Below are 20,293 nucleotides of genomic sequence, written 5' to 3' on the forward strand. Positions count from 1 at the left end.
CCTTTCGTATGTGCGTGCACGCACGCGTGCGTCAGCGTCGGGCGCGGTACTCCTCGGCCCAGACCTCGACGGTGTCGGCGGCCCGGTCGAACGCGGTGCCCCGCCCCAGGAAGTCCGCGCCGTGACTGGTGAACAGCGTCATCTGATCCCCCTGCTGATCCCGCTGTACGAGGATCAGCGCCTGCCCCTGCACGGTGCGCGGCAGCCCGAGCCAGCGCACGGGCTGCTGCACCGTACGTGCCGTGGCGACCCTGTCCCACGGCGCCGTGCGGGTGAAGAAGAAGCCGACGTGCCGCAGCCCGCGCGCGCTCACCCAGGTGCCCATGCGCAGCAGCCGCAGCGCCGACGCGATGATCAGCACCGCGAGAACGCCGCAGATCGTCGCGGCGGACGTGTCACCCGCGACGGCGATGATCACCGAGGCGAACAGCACGTACGACGCCAGGAGCAGCAGCAGCGCGGCCGCGCCCACCCGGTAGGGACCTGGCCGGTACGGGCGGCGCCACTGGTCGCGGTCGTCGAAGGGCAGCGGGATGTCCGCGGCCTCGTCGAAAGCACGGTCGGCCGTCAGGAAGGGCAGGGGCACGACGGGTCCTCACTCGGTCCACGCGGTATGGGGGCTGTGCCCGGTGAGGCTATCCGGGGTCGCACCGGCCTTCCACCCCAGGGGGGCCGGAGGTGGACAGGGCGACTCCGCGACCGTCAGCGACTGTCGGACGCCTCCGACTGCTGTACGTGCTGCGTGGTCTGATCGATCGACAGGGCCGGCATCCCGATCAGCAGAGCGCCTGCGAGACCGGCCACGACGGTGAGGCCGACGAGCGCGCGTCCGGCGCGCTGCCCGATGGAGGGACGCTCGCGCGGGGGCGGTGCGACGTTGCTACGGAACTTGTCGGCTTCGGCTATGAAGGCGAACGGTACGGGCTCGCGCCGACGAAACATGGGGCTGCTTCTCCTCAAGAGACTCTTGATGCTCGAACAAAGTGTGTTCATCTACACAGACGAGCGATCGCTTCAAAGGGTGCCCTGTTTCACCAAATTCACCAAACTTCGCTCCTCTTCGCCGGAGATCGTCGTGAGAAGCGCGCGAATGACCTGTTGTCAGTCGTGGCCCGTAGAGTGGGCGCCGCCCTTGCGAAGTGATGGGAAGGACCCCGGCAGCATGACCGAAACCCCAGCTGAAGACCTCAAGCCGACGTACCGCGGCGATGTCACCGTCGAGCTGGTGAAGCACACCGCGAGCGACACGGACGTGCTGTTCGCGGCCCGCGTCTCGACGCTCGGCGAGCAGTCGATCGACGAGCTGTCGAAGGACCCGGAGCGCTCCAAGGGCCTGATCAACTACCTGATGCGGGACCGGCACGGCAGCCCCTTCGAGCACAACTCGATGACGTTCCTGATCAGCGCCCCGATCTTCGTCTTCCGTGAGTTCATGCGACACCGCGTGGGCTGGTCGTACAACGAAGAGTCGGGCCGCTACAGGGAGCTCCAGCCGACGTTCTACGTCCCGGACGCCGAGCGCAAGCTGGTCCAGGAGGGCCGCCCGGGCAAGTACCGGTTCGTCGAGGGCACGCAGGCGCAGCAGGAGCTGACGGGCCGCGTGATGGAGGACTCGTACCGCCAGGCGTACGAGGCGTACCAGGAGATGCTGGCCGCGGGCGTCGCCCGCGAGGTGGCCCGCGCGGTGCTCCCGGTCGGCCTGTTCTCGTCGATGTACGCGACGTGCAACGCGCGCTCGCTGATGCACTTCCTCGGCCTGCGCACGCAGCACGAGCTCGCCAAGGTGCCGTCCTTCCCGCAGCGGGAGATCGAGATGGTCGGCGAGAAGATGGAGGCGGAGTGGGCGGCGCTCATGCCGCTCACCTACGCGGCGTTCAATGCCAACGGTCGTGTGGCGCCGTAGTCCGGGCATCGGCACAGATGTACGGGCGCTCGACCGAAGTGTCCGTATTGCGGCTTTTCGTAAAGTTCATCTAGCCTGATCAAACGGACCCGGCACTGCTTGAACCCCCGAGCAGGCAGTGCCGGGCTCCATCTTTGTCAGGCTTGTCGGCGATTCGTCCAGACTTGTCGCATCCCCCGAGGGGGGACCCGGTACTGAGCAGCGAGTAGCGTGTTACCCATGGCTCCGACCTCCACTCCGCAGACCCCCTTCGGGAGGGTCCTCACCGCCATGGTCACGCCCTTCGCGGCGGACGGCGCACTCGACCTCGACGGCGCGCAGCGGCTCGCCGCCCACCTGGTGGACGCAGGCAACGACGGCCTGGTCGTCAACGGCACCACCGGCGAGTCCCCGACCACCAGCGACGCGGAGAAATCGGATCTCGTACGAGCCGTCGTCGAAGCGGTCGGTGACCGCGCCCACGTCGTCGCCGGCGTCGGCACCAACGACACCCGCCACAGCATCGAGCTCGCCCGTCAGGCCCAGCAGGCCGGTGCGCACGCCCTGCTCGCTGTGACGCCGTACTACAACAAGCCCCCGCAAGAGGGCCTGCTCCGCCACTTCACGGCGATCGCCGACGCGACCGAGCTCCCCGTGATGCTCTACGACATTCCGGGCCGCAGCGGCGTTCCGATCAACACCGACACGATCGTCCGTCTCGCCGAGCACCCGCGCATCGTGGCCAACAAGGACGCCAAGGGCGACCTCGGCCGCGCCTCCTGGGCCCTCGCCCGCTCGGGTCTCGCCTGGTACTCCGGCGACGACATGCTCAACCTGCCGCTGCTCTCGGTCGGCGCGTGCGGCTTCGTCTCGGTCGTCGGCCACGTCGTCGCGCCCGAGCTGCGCGCCATGCTCGACGCCTTCACGACGGGTGACGTGCACAAGGCGACGGAGATCCACCAGAAGCTGCTCCCGGTGTTCACCGGCATGTTCCGCACGCAGGGTGTCATCACGACGAAGGCCGCCCTCGGCCTCCAGGGCCTCCCCGCGGGACCGCTGCGGCTGCCGCTCGTGGAACTCACCCCGGAAGAAACGGCCCAGCTCAAGATCGATCTTGCCGCCGGCGGGGTACAACTCTGATCACAGACTTTGCAAAGCTTCACAACTGAATGAACAGAATTACCAACTGAACAGCAAGACCCCAGGAACCACCACAACTGCTATTGCACGAACGTCATGCGCGCCACGTGCCTACAGGTACGTGGCGCGCGTGGTTGAGGAGAGTCTTTTGAGTCATCCGCATCCTGAACTCGGCGCCCCGCCGAAGCTTCCGAAGGGCGGCCTGCGGGTCACCCCGCTCGGCGGCCTCGGTGAGATCGGGCGCAACATGACCGTCTTCGAGTTCGAAGGCCGTCTGCTGATCGTCGACTGCGGAGTGCTCTTCCCCGAGGAGGAGCAGCCCGGAATCGACCTGATCCTGCCGGACTTCACGTCCATCAGGGACCGCCTCGACGACATCGAGGGCATCGTCCTGACGCACGGCCACGAGGACCACATCGGCGCCGTCCCGTATCTCCTCCGCGAGAAGCCGGACATCCCGCTGATCGGCTCCAAGCTGACCCTCGCTCTCATCGAGGCGAAGCTCCAGGAGCACCGCATCCGCCCGTACACGCTCGAGGTCTCCGAGGGCGAGCGCGAGCGGCTCGGCCCGTTCGACTGCGAGTTCATCGCGGTCAACCACTCCATCCCGGACGCGCTGGCCGTCGCCATCCGCACCCCGGCGGGCATGGTGGTCCACACCGGCGACTTCAAGATGGACCAGCTCCCGCTGGACCGTCGCCTGACCGACCTCCCGACCTTCGCCAGGCTCGGCGAGGAGGGCATCGACCTCCTCCTCACCGACTCGACGAACGCCGAGGTCCCGGGCTTCGTCCCGCCCGAGCGCGACATCTCGAACGTGATCCGCGGCGTCTTCGGGAGCGCCCAGAAGCGCATCATCGTGGCCTCGTTCGCCAGCCACGTGCACCGCATCCAGCAGATCCTGGACGCCGCGCACGAGTACGGCCGCCGGGTCGCCTTCGTCGGCCGCTCGATGGTCCGCAACATGGGCATCGCCCGGGACCTCGGCTATCTGAAGGTCCCCGCCGGCCTGGTGGTGGACGTCAAGACGCTCGACGACCTGCCCGACAGCCAGGTCGTCCTGGTCTGCACGGGCTCCCAGGGCGAGCCGATGGCCGCCCTGTCCCGCATGGCCAACCGCGACCACCAGATCCGGATCGTCTCCGGTGACACGGTGATCCTGGCGTCGTCGCTGATCCCCGGCAACGAGAACGCGGTCTACCGCGTGATCAACGGCCTGACCCGCTGGGGCGCGAACGTGGTCCACAAGGGCAACGCCAAGGTGCACGTCTCGGGCCACGCGTCCGCGGGCGAGCTCCTGTACTTCTACAACATCTGCAAGCCCAAGAACCTGATGCCGGTCCACGGCGAATGGCGCCACCTGCGCGCCAACGCCGAGCTCGGCGCCCTCACCGGCGTCCCGCACGACCGCATCGTCATCGCCGAGGACGGCGTCGTCGTCGACCTCGTCGAGGGCAAGGCGAAGATCTCCGGCAAGGTCCAGGCCGGCTACGTCTATGTGGACGGTCTCTCCGTCGGCGACATCGGCGAGCCCGTGCTCAAGGACCGCAAGATCCTCGGGGACGAGGGCATCATCTCGGTCTTCGTGGTCGTGGACTCCAGCACCGGCAAGATCACCAGCGGCCCGAACATCCAGGCCCGTGGTTCCGGTATCGAGGATTCGGCGTTCCACGCGGTCCTCCCGAGGATCCAGGACGTCCTGGAGAAGTCGGCCCAGGACGGCGTCGTCGAGCCCCACCAGCTGCAGCAGCTCATCCGCCGCACGCTGGGCAAGTGGGTCTCGGACACGTACCGCCGACGCCCGATGATCCTTCCGGTCGTCGTCGAGGTCTGAGGCACGTAAGGAGCGGGGCGCCTCGATTTGCATCGGGGCGCCCCGCTCCAGTACGTTTACGGCTCCGCTCAAGGGGAACCCGGCGCACCACGGTGCTCGGACCAAGTTCCCGACAGGGGCGGGAAATTCCGACTCAGAATCTCTGATAAAGTCGGCACCGCCGAAAGGCAAAGGCCCTCCAACGGCCACCGGAAATGAAATCCGAACCGGAAACGGAACGGAAAACGGATCTGGTAGAGTTGGAAACACGCAGTAACACTGCAAAGAAGTACCGAAGGGAAGCGCCCGGAGGAAAGCCCGAGAGGGTGAGTACAAAGGAAGCGTCCGTTCCTTGAGAACTCAACAGCGTGCCAAAAATCAACGCCAGATATGTTGATACCCCGTCTCCAGCATCTGCTGGGGCGAGGTTCCTTTGAAAAGTCCTGCAGGCCTTAATTGGTCGGCAGGCACACAGTGAGGACGCTGTGAACGGTCGGATTATTCCTCCGACTGTTCCGCTCTCGTGGTGTCACCCCGATGACGGGGAAACATTCACGGAGAGTTTGATCCTGGCTCAGGACGAACGCTGGCGGCGTGCTTAACACATGCAAGTCGAACGATGAAGCCCTTCGGGGTGGATTAGTGGCGAACGGGTGAGTAACACGTGGGCAATCTGCCCTTCACTCTGGGACAAGCCTTGGAAACGAGGTCTAATACCGGATAACACTCCCATTCTCCTGGATGGGGGTTAAAAGCTCCGGCGGTGAAGGATGAGCCCGCGGCCTATCAGCTTGTTGGTGAGGTAATGGCTCACCAAGGCGACGACGGGTAGCCGGCCTGAGAGGGCGACCGGCCACACTGGGACTGAGACACGGCCCAGACTCCTACGGGAGGCAGCAGTGGGGAATATTGCACAATGGGCGAAAGCCTGATGCAGCGACGCCGCGTGAGGGATGACGGCCTTCGGGTTGTAAACCTCTTTCAGCAGGGAAGAAGCGAAAGTGACGGTACCTGCAGAAGAAGCGCCGGCTAACTACGTGCCAGCAGCCGCGGTAATACGTAGGGCGCAAGCGTTGTCCGGAATTATTGGGCGTAAAGAGCTCGTAGGCGGCTTGTCACGTCGATTGTGAAAGCTCGGGGCTTAACCCCGAGTCTGCAGTCGATACGGGCTAGCTAGAGTGTGGTAGGGGAGATCGGAATTCCTGGTGTAGCGGTGAAATGCGCAGATATCAGGAGGAACACCGGTGGCGAAGGCGGATCTCTGGGCCATTACTGACGCTGAGGAGCGAAAGCGTGGGGAGCGAACAGGATTAGATACCCTGGTAGTCCACGCCGTAAACGGTGGGCACTAGGTGTGGGCAACATTCCACGTTGTCCGCGCCGCAGCTAACGCATTAAGTGCCCCGCCTGGGGAGTACGGCCGCAAGGCTAAAACTCAAAGGAATTGACGGGGGCCCGCACAAGCAGCGGAGCATGTGGCTTAATTCGACGCAACGCGAAGAACCTTACCAAGGCTTGACATACACCGGAAACGTCTGGAGACAGGCGCCCCCTTGTGGTCGGTGTACAGGTGGTGCATGGCTGTCGTCAGCTCGTGTCGTGAGATGTTGGGTTAAGTCCCGCAACGAGCGCAACCCTTGTTCTGTGTTGCCAGCATGCCCTTCGGGGTGATGGGGACTCACAGGAGACCGCCGGGGTCAACTCGGAGGAAGGTGGGGACGACGTCAAGTCATCATGCCCCTTATGTCTTGGGCTGCACACGTGCTACAATGGCCGATACAATGAGCTGCGATACCGCAAGGTGGAGCGAATCTCAAAAAGTCGGTCTCAGTTCGGATTGGGGTCTGCAACTCGACCCCATGAAGTTGGAGTTGCTAGTAATCGCAGATCAGCATTGCTGCGGTGAATACGTTCCCGGGCCTTGTACACACCGCCCGTCACGTCACGAAAGTCGGTAACACCCGAAGCCGGTGGCCCAACCCCTTGTGGGAGGGAGCTGTCGAAGGTGGGACTGGCGATTGGGACGAAGTCGTAACAAGGTAGCCGTACCGGAAGGTGCGGCTGGATCACCTCCTTTCTAAGGAGCATCTAGGCCGCCAGACATTGTTTGGTGGTCCAGGGCCATTACGTCGGCAAACGTTCGACGGTGGTTGCTCATGGGTGGAACGTTGATTATTCGGCACCGTCAGTCATCTCGGGCTGCAAGTACTGCTCTTCGGAGCGTGGAAAGCTGATCACGAGTGGTGAGGGTGTCGGGCACGCTGTTGGGTGTCTGAAGGTACGGCCGTAACGGTCGCCTTCAGTGCCGGCCCCGGTAAAAATCCGCTTCGGTGGGTTGTGACGGGTGGTTGGTCGTTGTTTGAGAACTGCACAGTGGACGCGAGCATCTGTGGCCAAGTTTTTAAGGGCGCACGGTGGATGCCTTGGCACCAGGAACCGATGAAGGACGTGGGAGGCCACGATAGTCCCCGGGGAGTCGTCAACCAGGCTTTGATCCGGGGGTTTCCGAATGGGGAAACCCGGCAGTCGTCATGGGCTGTCACCCGCTGCTGAATATATAGGCAGTGTGGAGGGAACGCGGGGAAGTGAAACATCTCAGTACCCGCAGGAAGAGAAAACAACCGTGATTCCGGGAGTAGTGGCGAGCGAAACTGGATGAGGCCAAACCGTATACGTGTGAGACCCGGCAGGGGTTGCGTGTGCGGGGTTGTGGGATCTCTCTTTTACGGTCTGCCGGCCGTGAGACGAGTAAGAAACCGTTGATGTAGGCGAAGGACATGCGAAAGGTCCGGCGTAGAGGGTAAGACCCCCGTAGTCGAAACATTAACGGCTCGTTTGAGAGACACCCAAGTAGCACGGGGCCCGAGAAATCCTGTGTGAATCTGGCGGGACCACCCGTTAAGCCTAAATATTCCCTGGTGACCGATAGCGGATAGTACCGTGAGGGAATGGTGAAAAGTACCGCGGGAGCGGAGTGAAATAGTACCTGAAACCGTGTGCCTACAAGCCGTGGGAGCGTCGCGCATTGAGTTTACTCAATGCGTCGTGACTGCGTGCCTTTTGAAGAATGAGCCTGCGAGTTTGCGGTGTGTTGCGAGGTTAACCCGTGTGGGGAAGCCGTAGCGAAAGCGAGTCCGAATAGGGCGATTTAGTAGCGCGCTCAAGACCCGAAGCGGAGTGATCTAGCCATGGGCAGGTTGAAGCGGAGGTAAGACTTCGTGGAGGACCGAACCCACCAGGGTTGAAAACCTGGGGGATGACCTGTGGTTAGGGGTGAAAGGCCAATCAAACTCCGTGATAGCTGGTTCTCCCCGAAATGCATTTAGGTGCAGCGTCGTGTGTTTCTTGCCGGAGGTAGAGCACTGGATAGGCGATGGGCCCTACCGGGTTACTGACCTTAGCCAAACTCCGAATGCCGGTAAGTGAGAGCACGGCAGTGAGACTGTGGGGGATAAGCTCCATGGTCGAGAGGGAAACAGCCCAGAGCATCGACTAAGGCCCCTAAGCGTACGCTAAGTGGGAAAGGATGTGGAGTCGCAGAGACAACCAGGAGGTTGGCTTAGAAGCAGCCACCCTTGAAAGAGTGCGTAATAGCTCACTGGTCAAGTGATTCCGCGCCGACAATGTAGCGGGGCTCAAGCGTACCGCCGAAGTCGTGTCATTCATACAACAGGGCCAACGCCTGTATGGATGGGTAGGGGAGCGTCGTGTGCCGGGTGAAGCAGCACCGGAAGGTAGTTGTGGACGGTTCACGAGTGAGAATGCAGGCATGAGTAGCGATACACACGTGAGAAACGTGTGCGCCGATTGACTAAGGGTTCCTGGGTCAAGCTGATCTGCCCAGGGTAAGTCGGGACCTAAGGCGAGGCCGACAGGCGTAGTCGATGGATAACCGGTTGATATTCCGGTACCCGCTGTGACGCGAAAGACATCGAATCCAGTGATGCTAAGGCCGTGAAGCCGTTCCGGACCCTTCGGGGAATGGAAAGTGGTGGAGCCGCCGGCCCAAGCTGGTAGTAGGTGAGCGATGGGGTGACGCAGGAAGGTAGTCCAGCCCGGGCGATGGTAGTCCCGGGGTAAGGGTGTAGGGCGCTGTCCAGGTAAATCCGGACAGCTTGTGCCTGAGACCTGATGCCGAGCCGATTGTGGTGAAGTGGATGATCCTATGCTGTCGAGAAAAGCCTCTAGCGAGTTTCATGGCGGCCCGTACCCTAAACCGACTCAGGTGGTCAGGTAGAGAATACCGAGGCGTTCGGGTGAACTATGGTTAAGGAACTCGGCAAAATGCCCCCGTAACTTCGGGAGAAGGGGGGCCATTCCTGGTGATTGGACTTGCTCCATGAGCTGGGGGTGGCCGCAGAGACCAGCGAGAAGCGACTGTTTACTAAAAACACAGGTCCGTGCGAAGCCGTAAGGCGATGTATACGGACTGACGCCTGCCCGGTGCTGGAACGTTAAGGGGACCGGTTAGTCACATTTCGGTGTGGCGAAGCTGAGAACTTAAGCGCCAGTAAACGGCGGTGGTAACTATAACCATCCTAAGGTAGCGAAATTCCTTGTCGGGTAAGTTCCGACCTGCACGAATGGCGTAACGACTTCTCGACTGTCTCAACCATAGGCCCGGTGAAATTGCACTACGAGTAAAGATGCTCGTTTCGCGCAGAAGGACGGAAAGACCCCGGGACCTTTACTATAGTTTGATATTGGTGTTCGGTTCGGCTTGTGTAGGATAGGTGGGAGACTTTGAAGCGGCCACGCCAGTGGTTGTGGAGTCGTCGTTGAAATACCACTCTGGTCGTGCTGGATGTCTAACCTGGGTCCGTGATCCGGATCAGGGACAGTGTCTGATGGGTAGTTTAACTGGGGCGGTTGCCTCCCAAAGAGTAACGGAGGCGCCCAAAGGTTCCCTCAGCCTGGTTGGTAATCAGGTGTTGAGTGTAAGTGCACAAGGGAGCTTGACTGTGAGACCGACGGGTCGAGCAGGGACGAAAGTCGGGACTAGTGATCCGGCGGTGGCTTGTGGAAGCGCCGTCGCTCAACGGATAAAAGGTACCCCGGGGATAACAGGCTGATCTTCCCCAAGAGTCCATATCGACGGGATGGTTTGGCACCTCGATGTCGGCTCGTCGCATCCTGGGGCTGGAGTCGGTCCCAAGGGTTGGGCTGTTCGCCCATTAAAGCGGTACGCGAGCTGGGTTTAGAACGTCGTGAGACAGTTCGGTCCCTATCCTCTGTGCGCGTAGGAATATTGAGAAGGGCTGTCCCTAGTACGAGAGGACCGGGACGGACGAACCTCTGGTGTGCCAGTTGTCCTGCCAAGGGCATGGCTGGTTGGCTACGTTCGGAAAGGATAACCGCTGAAAGCATCTAAGCGGGAAGCCTGCTTCGAGATGAGTATTCCCACCCCCTTTGAGGGGTTAAGGCTCCCAGTAGACGACTGGGTTGATAGGCCGGATCTGGAAGCACCGCAAGGTGTGGAGGTGACCGGTACTAATAGGCCGAGGGCTTGTCCTCAGTTGCTCGCGTCCACTGTGTTGGTTCTGAAACCACGAACAACCCCGTATGTCGGGCCACGACTACGGTGCGGTTGACAGTTTCATAGTGTTTCGGTGGTCATAGCGTGAGGGAAACGCCCGGTTACATTCCGAACCCGGAAGCTAAGCCTCACAGCGCCGATGGTACTGCAGGGGGGACCCTGTGGGAGAGTAGGACGCCGCCGAACTAATTTTATAAAAGAGCTGGTTCCCGAACCTTTTGGTTCGGGGACCAGCTCTTTTTTGTTGCGCTTCACCCGTCGTTCACGTCGCCTGGGCACGATTCGAGTCATGGGCACAGTTGAAATGCTGCGAGCCGCAGGTGTCGGTACCGGGGACGAAGTCATCGTGCCGGCCTTCGGGAACGCCGAGGTGGCCGAGGACGTCGTGCGGGCGGGGGCCGTGCCGGTCTTCGCCGACATTCACCCGGAGACATACTGCATCGATCCCTCCCACGTAGCCGCAGGCGTGAGCGCACGCACCGCCGCGGTCGTCGCCGTGCACCGCTTTGGGCACCGGGCGGATCTCGCCCGGCTGCGGGAGCTGGGCCGGCGTCACGGCCTGCTTGTGCTGGAGGAGCCGGGCGAGTCCGAGAAGTCGTACGACGAGGTGGCTCAACGCCGCGTGCACGCCGCCTATTTGAGCGCGCGGCTCACCGGCGTACGGACGCCTGTCGGGCAGGAAGGGCACACATATCAGCAGTACGTGGTCCGGGTGCCCGGTAATGGGCGGCCGGATCGGGACGCTTTCGCCCGGGTGTTGCGCGGGAAGGGCGTCGAGTGCCACGTACCGGTGAAGACGCCGGTGCACCGGCTGACGGGTTTCCGGTTCGACATCACGCTTCCGGAAACCGAGCTGGCCGCCGACGAGACGCTCGCTCTGCCGGTCGAAGCCACCATGTCGCGGCGGCAGTTGCAGCGCGTCGTGCAGGCCTGCAACGCATTGGGTGGATTGCTGCAGCCGGCCTTCTGAGGCCGCTCTGGGGGTGGTTCAGAGGGGCCTCAACATCAGGTAGGCTTTATTTCGTTGCCGAGCGGAAAACCGCGAAAGCGACAGGCCCCTATAGCTCAGTCGGTAGAGCGTCTCCATGGTAAGGAGAAGGTCAGCGGTTCGATTCCGCTTGGGGGCTCATTGAATTAAGGCCTCCGCCCAATGGGCGGAGGCCTTTTTCGTTGCCCCCGCCCCGGCGGCCTCAGTCGTGGTGCAGGCCCGGCACGCGCATCGCGAGGATCGCCATGTCGTCCGACGGGGCGTCAGCGGCGAAGCGCTCCACCGCGCGCATGATGCGGGCGGCAACGGCCCCCGCAGTAAGGCCCGTACAGGTGGAGAGGACATCCGCGAGGCCGTCGTCGCCGAGCATGCGGCTGCCCTCGCGGCGCTCCGTGATGCCGTCCGTGACGCAGAGCAGGACGTCGCCCGGGTCGAGCGTCAGCGTCTGCTCGTACAGCTCCAGGTCGTCCATGACGCCGAGCAGCGGCTGGGGCTCCGCGTACGGAGCAACCGTGCCGTCCTGGCGCAGGCGCAGCGGGAGGGGGTGGCCTGCGCAGACCATCTTCAGGATCGCCGAGCCGTCCTCCTGCGGCCACAACTCCCCGTAGAGCAGGGTCAGGAAGCGGCTGCGGGCGCCCTCGTCGAGGATCGCCGCGTTCAGGCGCTCCAGGACCGCAGGGCCGCCGAAGCCCTCGCGGGCGAGCAGGCGCAGGGCGTGGCGGGCCAGGCCGGTGACGGCTGCCGCCTCCGGGCCCGTGCCGCAGACGTCGCCGATGGCGAAGCCGTACGCGCCGTCCCGGATGGGGAACAGGTCGTAGAAGTCGCCGCCCACCTCGTTGCCCTCGCCGGCCGCGCGGTAGATGACCTCCACCTCGACGCCGGGGACGTCGGGGAGCTCCGGGGGCAGGAGGCTGCGCTGGAGGGACTGGCTGATCGCCATGCGCTCCGAGTACAGGCGTGCGTTGTCGAGGGCCAGGGCGGCCCTGCGGCTCAAGTCCTCGGCCAGCTCCAGGATTTCCTGGCGGAAGTGCTCGTCCGTCGGCTTGCCGAGGGTCAGCATGCCGATGACGCGGTTGCGGGCGACGAGGGGGAGCACGACGGTCTCGCCGCCGACCGCGGAGGCCGTCTGGAGCGTCGTGCCGATGCCGGAGCTGACACTGGCCGGTTCGCCGAGTCCCAGGCTCCTCATGGACGTACGGAGAGCCGCCTGGTGGGCCGCCTCGGCGGGGGCCGCCCAGACGCGGGCGCCAGGAGTCGGGACGGGGTCCGGTGGGGCGATCTTCGAAAGGAGTGCCTTCAGGCCGTCGATGCGCTCCTCGTCCTCGTGCAGCACATAGGAGAGGTACGGCTCCGAGGCCTGGTCGGCGATCGTGTAGACCGCGCACCACGTGGCGAGGGTCGGGACCGTCATCTGGGCCATGAGCGCCAGGGTTTGGTCCCTGTCGAGCGTGCCCGCCAGGAGGTCGGAGGCTTCGACGAGGAAGCTGAGCGAGCCGCGGCGGAGCTTTTCGAGTTCGCCGAGGCGGGCCGACTCGACGGCCAGCGCGATGCGGTCGGCGGCGAACTGTAGGCGTAGCGCCTCTTCGTTCGAGTAGCGGTCCGGGGCCTCGGCCGCGACTCCCAGGGAGCCTGTGAGGCGGCCCTCGACCTTGAGGGGGACCGTGACGACCGAGCGCATGCCCGTGCCGTTCAAGAGCGGGACCGCGCCCGGCACTTGGGTCAGGTCCTCGTGTACGGCGGGCATACGGGCCGAGCCGTAGCGGTTGGGGCCGACTTCGACGGGCACGCGCGCGAAGCGCTGCCGTGCGGAGGGCAGGCCGGTCGAGGCGCGGACCTCCAGCTCCGTCTCGTCGTCCGTGGCGAGCAGCAGGAACGCGGAGTCGCCGTCGAGCATGTCGCGGGCGCGCTCGACGGTGCGCTGCAGCAGCCCGTCGAGGTCGTCGGGGGCCGGCGAGCCGATGAAGACCTCGAACGGGTCGGAGCCCTGGCTGTCGGAGTGCGTCGCGGAGTCGGGCGAGGGGAGGCGCAGCGGGGTCTGGAGGACGGCCCGCTCGTGATCGCGTACCAGGAGGCACACGGTGGACGGGTCGCCGTCGGTGTCGCGGACGCGCAGGTGCGAGGCGTACACGGGCGTCACGCGGCCGTTGGAGGTGCGGATGCCGTAGCTGCCCTCCCAGCGCGAGAGTTGGAGCGCGTCGACGATGCCCGTGCTGGTGCCGGGGGTGTGCGGCCATGCCGCGAAGTCCGTGAGGGGCTTGCCGGTGACCTGCTCGGCCACGTACCCGAAGAGCTCCTCCGCGTCCTCGTTCCACCCGGTGATCGCGCCGACCCGGTCGATCTGGACGACGGCCACGCGGACCCGCTGGTCCGCGAGCGGGAGGAGGTCGGTGGGGAGGTTGGGGCCCGCGGCGCGGGTGCCCACCGAGCGCTCGGGCAGGTCGAGTTGGAACCAGACCCGCTTGTGGGTGGCCGAATAGTCGACGCCCCAGCGGCCGGCGAGCGCGGCGCAGAGCTGGAGGCCGCGGCCGCCCTCGCGGTCGGGGCTGCCCATGTTCATGGCGGACGACTGCAGCGGAATCTCGCGCTCCGGGTAGCGGTCGGAGACCTCGATACGGACGTGATCCTCACTCCGTAGGCACAGAACCTCCGCGGATGTGCCCGCGTGAACTACGGCATTTGTCACGAGTTCGCTGGTCAGAACGACGGCGTCGTCGATGATGTCGGCATGGCCCCACCCTTGGAGGGTGTCGCGTACGAAGGAGCGGGCGGTCGCGACGGATCGCCCGACCGGTTCGAAAGTGGCAGCCGCGCGCGCGGTGATCACAGAACTCCCTGTACGAGTTGTACTCGTTGTCCGAGTGTCGAGGCCCAGGTCTCCCGTACCCATGTCTCGGCCGCCCCTCCGATGCCCGCTCGTTTTCCGCCACCGCCCAGGCCGGGCAGACCGGGGTGGGTGGACAGCCGCATGCAAGGTTACTTACCTTCGCGGTCCATGCGGATGCCGGTCGTCTGTGTTTCCGCCCGGAGGGTGTGCGGGCGGTGTGCGAAGCTGCCGAACTGTTATGGCCTGGTTCAGCCATGGTGAAACACTGGGCAAGCTTCCATAGAAGAACGCATTGAAGTGCCGATGCGGCGGTAGAAGCGAATCCGAAGAAACCCGAGCTACCCGAGCAGTACAGGTCGACCCCTGCGGGAGGGACACAGTGGAGTCTGGCGCAGCGACGCGGAGCAAGAAGACGCGCGCAGAAGACGGACAGTCCCTGGCAAAACAGCGCAAAACGCGCGGTGGCAGTGGAACGACGACCGTGGATACCGCGGCTCTGAACAGGCTGCTCGCAGGTCTTGTCGCGATGAGAGACGGCAATTTCCGCAAGCGCCTGACCGTCAGCGGCGACGGCGTGATGTCGGAGATCGCGGCCGTCTTCAACGAAGTGGCCGACCGAAATCTGCACCTGACGGGTGAGATGTCCCGGGTGCGCCGCACCGTCGGACGCGAGGGCAAGCTCACCGAGCGGCTCGAGACGGGCGCCTGCGAGGGTTCCTGGGCCACCGCGATCAATGCGTCCAACGCGCTCGTGGACGACCTCGTACGGCCCGTCTCCGAGGTCGGGAGGGTGCTCTCGGCGGTCGCGGACGGCGACCTGTCGCCCCGTATGGAGCTGCGGGCCCAGGTACCGGAAGGGAAGCCCGAGGCGCATGGGCATCCGCTGCGCGGTGAGTTCCTGAAGGTCGGCCGGACCGTCAACAACCTGGTCGATCAGCTCTCCACGTTCACCGACGAGGTCACGCGGGTGGCCAGCGAGGTGGGCACCGAGGGCAAGCTCGGTGGACAGGCGCGCGTACGCGGAATGTCCGGTTCGTGGAAGGATCTCACGGATTCCGTCAACACGATGGCGTACCGGCTGACCGCACAGGTACGTGACATTGCTCTCGTCACCACTGCCGTGGCCAAGGGCGACTTGTCCCGGAAGGTCACGGTTCACGTCGCGGGCGAGATGCTCGAGCTCAAGAACACCGTGAACACGATGGTGGACCAGCTGTCGTCGTTCTCCTCCGAGGTCACGCGTGTGGCCCGCGAAGTGGGCACGGAGGGTGAGCTCGGCGGCCAGGCGCAGGTGCCCGGTGTGGCCGGAGTGTGGAAGGACCTCACCGATTCGGTGAACCTTATGGCCGGCAACCTGACCGCGCAGGTGCGTGGGATCGCTCAGGTCACCACGGCCGTGGCCAACGGCGATCTGTCGCAGAAGGTCACGGTGTCGGCGCGCGGCGAGGTCGCCCAGCTGGCCGAGACCATCAACCAGATGACGGAGACCCTGCGTACCTTCGCGGACGAGGTCACGCGTGTGGCGAACGAGGTCGGTGCCGAGGGGCAGCTCGGTGGCCAGGCCAATGTGCCGGGAGCCGCGGGCACGTGGAAGGACCTCACCGATTCGGTGAACACGGTTTTCCGGAACCTCACAACTCAGGTGCGGGACATCGCGACCGTCACGACGGCGGTGGCGAACGGTGATCTGTCGCAGAAGGTCACTGTCGACGTCGCGGGCGAGATGCTCGAGCTGAAGAACACCGTGAACACGATGGTGGACCAGCTGTCCGCCTTCGGTTCCGAAGTCACGCGAGTGGCCCGGGAGATCGGTGTCGAGGGTGAGCTCGGTGGTCAGGCCCTCGTGCCGGGCGCGGCCGGTACGTGGAAGGACCTGACCGACTCCGTCAACACCGCGTTCCGGAACCTCACCGGACAGGTGCGCAACATCGCCCAGGTGACGACGGCGGTGGCGAACGGTGATCTGTCGCAGAAGGTCACCGTCGACGTCTCCGGCGAGATGCTCCAGCTGAAGAACACCGTGAACACGATGGTGGACCAGCTGTCGAGCTTCGCCGACCAGGTGACGCGGATGGCGCGTGACGTGGGCACGGAGGGCCGCCTCGGCGGTCAGGCCCGCGTGGACGGCGTGAGCGGCACGTGGAAGGAACTGACCGACTCCGTCAACTTCATGGCCGGAAACCTGACTTCACAGGTACGGCAGATCGCTCAGGTCACGACGGCGGTGGCGCGTGGTGACCTGTCGCAGAAGATCGACGTGGATGCGCGCGGCGAGATCCTGGAGCTGAAGAACACCATCAACACGATGGTCGACCAGCTCTCCGCCTTCGCGGACCAGGTGACCCGCGTGGCCCGTGAGGTGGGCACGGAGGGCCGTCTGGGCGGCCAGGCTCAGGTGCCCGGCGTCGCCGGCGTGTGGCGCGATCTGACGGATTCCGTGAACGGCATGGCCGGCAACCTCACGGCCCAGGTGCGCAACATCGCCCAGGTCGCCACGGCGGTGGCGCGGGGTGACCTGTCGCAGAAGATCGACGTGGATGCGCGCGGCGAGATCCTGGAGCTCAAGAACACCCTCAACACGATGGTGGACCAGCTGTCCGCCTTCGCCGAGCAGGTCACGCGGGTCTCCCGCGAGGTGGGTACGGACGGCATCCTCGGCGGCCAGGCCGAGGTGCAGGGCGTGTCGGGTACGTGGAAGGACCTGACGCAGTCCGTGAACGGCATGGCCAACAACCTGACGCTTCAGGTGCGGAACATCGCCGAGGTCACCACGGCAGTGGCGCGCGGTGACCTGTCCAAGAAGATCACCGTCGACGCCAAGGGCGAGATCCTCGAACTCGTCACCACGGTGAACACGATGGTGGACCAGCTGTCGTCGTTCGCCGAGCAGGTGACCCGGGTGGCCCGTGAGGTGGGCACCGAGGGGCAACTGGGCGGTCAGGCAAGGGTTCCGGGTGTCACGGGCATCTGGAAGGACCTGAGCGACAACGTGAACCTGATGGCCAACAACCTGACCATGCAGGTGCGCAACATCTCCCAGGTCGCCAACGCGGTGGCCAACGGTGACCTGACCCGTCAGGTCACCATCGAGGCGCGCGGCGAGGTCGCGCAGCTCGCCGACACGTTCAACACGATGGTGCGGACCCTGAGTTCGTTCGCCGACCAGGTCACCAAGGTGGCCCGCGAGGTGGGCACGGACGGCATCCTCGGCGGCCAGGCCCGCGTACCCGGAGTCTCCGGTACGTGGAAGGACCTGACCGAATCCGTGAACGGCATGGCCTCGAACCTGACCGGACAGGTGCGCAACATCGCGATGGTCACGACCGCCATCGCCAAGGGCGACCTGACCAAGAAGATCGACATCGACGCGCGCGGCGAGATCCTCGAGCTGAAGACCACGATCAACACGATGGTCGACCAACTGTCGTCGTTCGCCGAGCAGGTGACCCGGGTGGCCCGAGAGGTGGGCACCGAGGGCCAGCTGGGCGGCCAGGCGCGGGTGCGCGACGTGGACGGCACGTGGCGCGACCTGACCGAGTCGGTGAACGAGATGGCCGGGAACCTGACCCGTCAGGTGCGCGCCATCGCGGCCGTCGCCACCGCGGTGACCCGCGGCGACCTCAACCTCAAGATCGACGTCGATGCCGCGGGCGAGATCCAGGTCCTGCAGGACAACATCAACAAGATGATCTCGAACCTGCGCGACACCACGATCGCCAACGAGGAGCAGGACTGGCTCAAGGGCAACCTGGCCCGCATCTCGGGTCTGATGCAGGGCCGCCGCGACCTCGACGACGTGGCGGGGCTCATCATGAGCGAGCTGACGCCGGTGGTGTCGGCGCAGCACGGTGCGTTCTTCCTGGCGCTGCCACTGGACGACAGCGCCGACGCGGCGATCGCGGACGAGGACGCGTACGAGCTGCGCATGTGTGGGAGCTACGGCTACTCCATGGGCTCCATGCCGACGGCGTTCCGGCCCGGCGAGACGCTCATCGGGACGGCCGCGCAGGAGCGGCGCACGATCCTCGTGGACAACGCGCCCAGCGGCTATCTGAAGATCGCCTCCGGGCTCGGTGAGGCGCCTCCGGCGCAGGTCATCGTGATCCCCGTGCTGTTCGAGGACACGGTGCTCGGAGTGATCGAACTGGCGTCGTTCACGCCGTTCACGCAGATCCAGAAGGACTTCCTCGGGCAGATCGCCGAGATGATCGCGACGAGCGTCAACACGATCTCCGTCAACACGAAGACGGAGGTCCTGCTGAGGCAGTCGCAGGAGCTGACCGAGCAGCTCCGTGAGCGCTCCGCCGAGCTGGAGAACCGGCAGAAGGCCCTCCAGGCGTCCAACGCCGAGCTGGAGGAGAAGGCCGAACTGCTCGCCCAGCAGAACCGCGACATCGAGGTGAAGAACACCGAGATCGAGGACGCGCGACAGGTCCTGGAGGAGCGCGCCGAGCAGCTCGCCGTCTCGATGCGCTACAAGAGCGAGTTCCTCGCCAACATGTCGCACGAGCTGCGCACGCCGCTCAACTCGCTGCTCATCCTTGCCAAGTTGCTGGCCGACAACGCCGACGCGAACCTCACCCCGAAGCAGGTCGAGTTCGCCGAGACGATCCACGGAGCGGGCTCCGACCTGCTCCAGCTGATCAACGACATCCTCGACCTGTCGAAGGTCGAGGCGGGCAAGATGGACGTCTCGCCGACGCGCATCGCCTTGGTGCAGCTTGTCGACTACGTAGAGGCCACGTTCCGGCCGCTGACCGCGGAGAAGCAACTCGACTTCTCCGTAAGGGTGTCGCCGGAACTGCCCACTACGTTGCACACCGACGAACAGCGGCTCCTTCAGGTGCTGCGCAACCTGCTCTCCAACGCGGTGAAGTTCACCGACTCCGGTGCCGTCGAGCTCGTCATCAGGCCGGCAGGCGGCGACGTGCCGAACGCGATCCGTGAACAGCTGCTGGAAGCGGGCTCGTTGACCGAGGTCGACGGTGATGTGATCGCCTTCTCGGTGACCGACACCGGCATCGGCATCGCGGCCAGCAAGATGCGCGTCATCTTCGAGGCGTTCAAGCAGGCCGACGGCACGACGAGCCGCAAGTACGGCGGTACGGGCCTCGGCCTGTCCATCAGCCGCGAGATCGCCCGCCTCCTGGGCGGCGAGATCCACGCGCAGAGCGAGCCCGGACGCGGCTCGACCTTCACGCTGTACCTGCCGATGCACCCGAGCGAACTGCCGCCCCAGGGGTACGCGCAGCTCGCGCCGACCATCGAACCGGGGGAGCGGCTCGCCCTCGACGCGGCGCCCGAGCCCGCCGAGGTGGAGACCCCGGCCGAGGTGCGGTCCTACCAGGACACCCAGAACGGGCCCGCGGCGCTGTTCCGGCGCCGTCGCAGGACGACCCCGACGAACTCGGCGCCGCCCGAGCGGACGGCGCTGCAGGGGCCGCTGCAGGGCCAGCCGCTGCCCGCTCAGGAGCGCGCGGACGAGCACTGGGACGGCGGGATGTCGGGCGGGACGGGCGCGGCCGAGCAGAGCGCGCCCACGCCCCGGCGCGGGCTGTTGTTCGGCGGCGAGAAGGTGCTCATCGTCGATGACGACATCCGCAACGTGTTCGCGCTCACCAGCGTCCTGGAGCAGCAGGGCCTCTCGGTCCTGTACGCGGAGAACGGGCGTGAGGGCATCGAAGTCCTCGAACAGCACGACGATGTGACAGTTGTGCTGATGGACATCATGATGCCGGAGATGGACGGCTACGCGACGACGACGGCGATCCGTAGGATGCCGCAGTTCGCCGGGCTGCCGATCATCGCGCTCACCGCGAAGGCGATGAAGGGCGACCGGGAGAAGGCCATCGAGTCGGGCGCTTCCGACTACGTTACGAAGCCGGTCGACCCGGATCATCTGCTCTCTGTGATGGAGCGGTGGATGCATGGTGAGTGACCGGAAACCGAAATGTTCAAGATGAGTTGCTGACTGAGTGTGGTCGAAGTCGTGTAGAGGCGCGGGATTCGGGGAACCTTCTGGTCTCCCACCGCGTTTCTGCTACGTGCACGGTGACATCGCGGTGACAGGGTGTGGCGACAGGCGGGGTGCGGCTACCATGACCGGCACA

Annotated in this window: 8 protein-coding genes, 1 tRNA gene and 3 rRNA genes; 9 read left to right on the forward strand and 3 right to left on the reverse strand. The window is 64.9% G+C overall.

The genetic code is table 11. From position 1 onward, the window contains the following. Window positions 1-31: 31 nt before the first annotated feature. Together OHA73_RS31115 and OHA73_RS31120 are read right to left on the reverse strand one after the other, a co-directional pair. Complete coding sequence (locus OHA73_RS31115; RefSeq protein ID WP_267068962.1) at window positions 32-586, reverse strand: hypothetical protein; 555 nt, start codon at window positions 584-586, stop codon at window positions 32-34. A gap of 116 nt (window positions 587-702) precedes the next feature. Beyond that, window positions 703-942 carry a hypothetical protein gene (locus OHA73_RS31120; protein ID WP_266714896.1) on the reverse strand — a complete coding sequence of 80 codons (240 nt, stop codon included), beginning with the start codon at window positions 940-942 and terminating at the stop codon, window positions 703-705. 220 nt (window positions 943-1,162) lie between these two features. Between OHA73_RS31120 and thyX the strand changes: the two genes are divergently transcribed. The 8 genes from thyX (at window position 1,163) to OHA73_RS31160 (ending at window position 11,498) form a co-directional block, all read left to right on the forward strand. Continuing rightward, entirely contained in the window at window positions 1,163-1,903 is a 741-nt protein-coding gene (gene thyX / locus OHA73_RS31125) for an FAD-dependent thymidylate synthase (RefSeq protein ID WP_266714897.1), read from the forward strand. A 219-nt stretch (window positions 1,904-2,122) separates the two neighbouring features. After that, the gene (gene dapA, locus OHA73_RS31130) at window positions 2,123-3,022 is read left to right on the forward strand and encodes a 4-hydroxy-tetrahydrodipicolinate synthase (RefSeq protein ID WP_266714898.1); all 900 of its coding nucleotides are present in this window, start codon (window positions 2,123-2,125) and stop codon (window positions 3,020-3,022) included. Window positions 3,023-3,170: 148 nt separating this feature from the next. Then, entirely contained in the window at window positions 3,171-4,856 is a 1,686-nt protein-coding gene (locus tag OHA73_RS31135; RefSeq protein WP_266714899.1) for a ribonuclease J, read from the forward strand. Window positions 4,857-5,386: 530 nt separating this feature from the next. After that, window positions 5,387-6,912: ribosomal RNA gene (locus tag OHA73_RS31140) — 16S ribosomal RNA — on the forward strand. Between the two features lie 314 nt (window positions 6,913-7,226). Further along, window positions 7,227-10,349 (forward strand): 23S ribosomal RNA (locus tag OHA73_RS31145). Between the two features lie 91 nt (window positions 10,350-10,440). Then, a 5S ribosomal RNA gene (rrf, locus tag OHA73_RS31150) occupies window positions 10,441-10,557 on the forward strand. The 16S, 23S and 5S rRNA genes sit together here, the layout of an rRNA operon. A gap of 118 nt (window positions 10,558-10,675) precedes the next feature. Next, complete coding sequence (locus OHA73_RS31155; RefSeq protein WP_327656673.1) at window positions 10,676-11,341, forward strand: DegT/DnrJ/EryC1/StrS family aminotransferase; 666 nt, start codon at window positions 10,676-10,678, stop codon at window positions 11,339-11,341. An 84-nt stretch (window positions 11,342-11,425) separates the two neighbouring features. Next, window positions 11,426-11,498, forward strand: a tRNA-Thr gene (locus tag OHA73_RS31160). Between the two features lie 63 nt (window positions 11,499-11,561). Here the strand turns inward: OHA73_RS31160 and OHA73_RS31165 are convergent. Then, a complete protein-coding gene (locus OHA73_RS31165) occupies window positions 11,562-14,183 on the reverse strand; it encodes a SpoIIE family protein phosphatase (RefSeq protein ID WP_266714900.1) in 2,622 nt (873 codons plus the stop codon). A gap of 379 nt (window positions 14,184-14,562) precedes the next feature. On the opposite strand from OHA73_RS31165, the gene OHA73_RS31170 reads away from it, so the two are divergent. After that, window positions 14,563-20,121: a HAMP domain-containing protein gene (locus OHA73_RS31170; protein ID WP_327656674.1), complete on the forward strand. Its 5,559-nt coding sequence runs from the start codon at window positions 14,563-14,565 to the stop codon at window positions 20,119-20,121. Window positions 20,122-20,293 lie beyond the last annotated feature (172 nt).

This window comes from Streptomyces sp. NBC_00483 (assembly GCF_036013745.1).
In the GTDB taxonomy this organism is placed as follows: domain Bacteria; phylum Actinomycetota; class Actinomycetes; order Streptomycetales; family Streptomycetaceae; genus Streptomyces.

Excerpts from the sequence above, each read along its gene's own strand:
- OHA73_RS31120 (WP_266714896.1), bottom strand. The coding sequence starts at position 942 with ATGTTTCGTCGGCGCGAGCCCGTACCGTTCGCCTTCATAGCCGAAGCC.
- thyX (WP_266714897.1), top strand. The coding sequence starts at position 1,163 with ATGACCGAAACCCCAGCTGAAGACCTCAAGCCGACGTACCGCGGCGAT.
- dapA (WP_266714898.1), top strand. The coding sequence starts at position 2,123 with ATGGCTCCGACCTCCACTCCGCAGACCCCCTTCGGGAGGGTCCTCACC.
- OHA73_RS31155 (WP_327656673.1), top strand. The coding sequence starts at position 10,676 with ATGCTGCGAGCCGCAGGTGTCGGTACCGGGGACGAAGTCATCGTGCCG.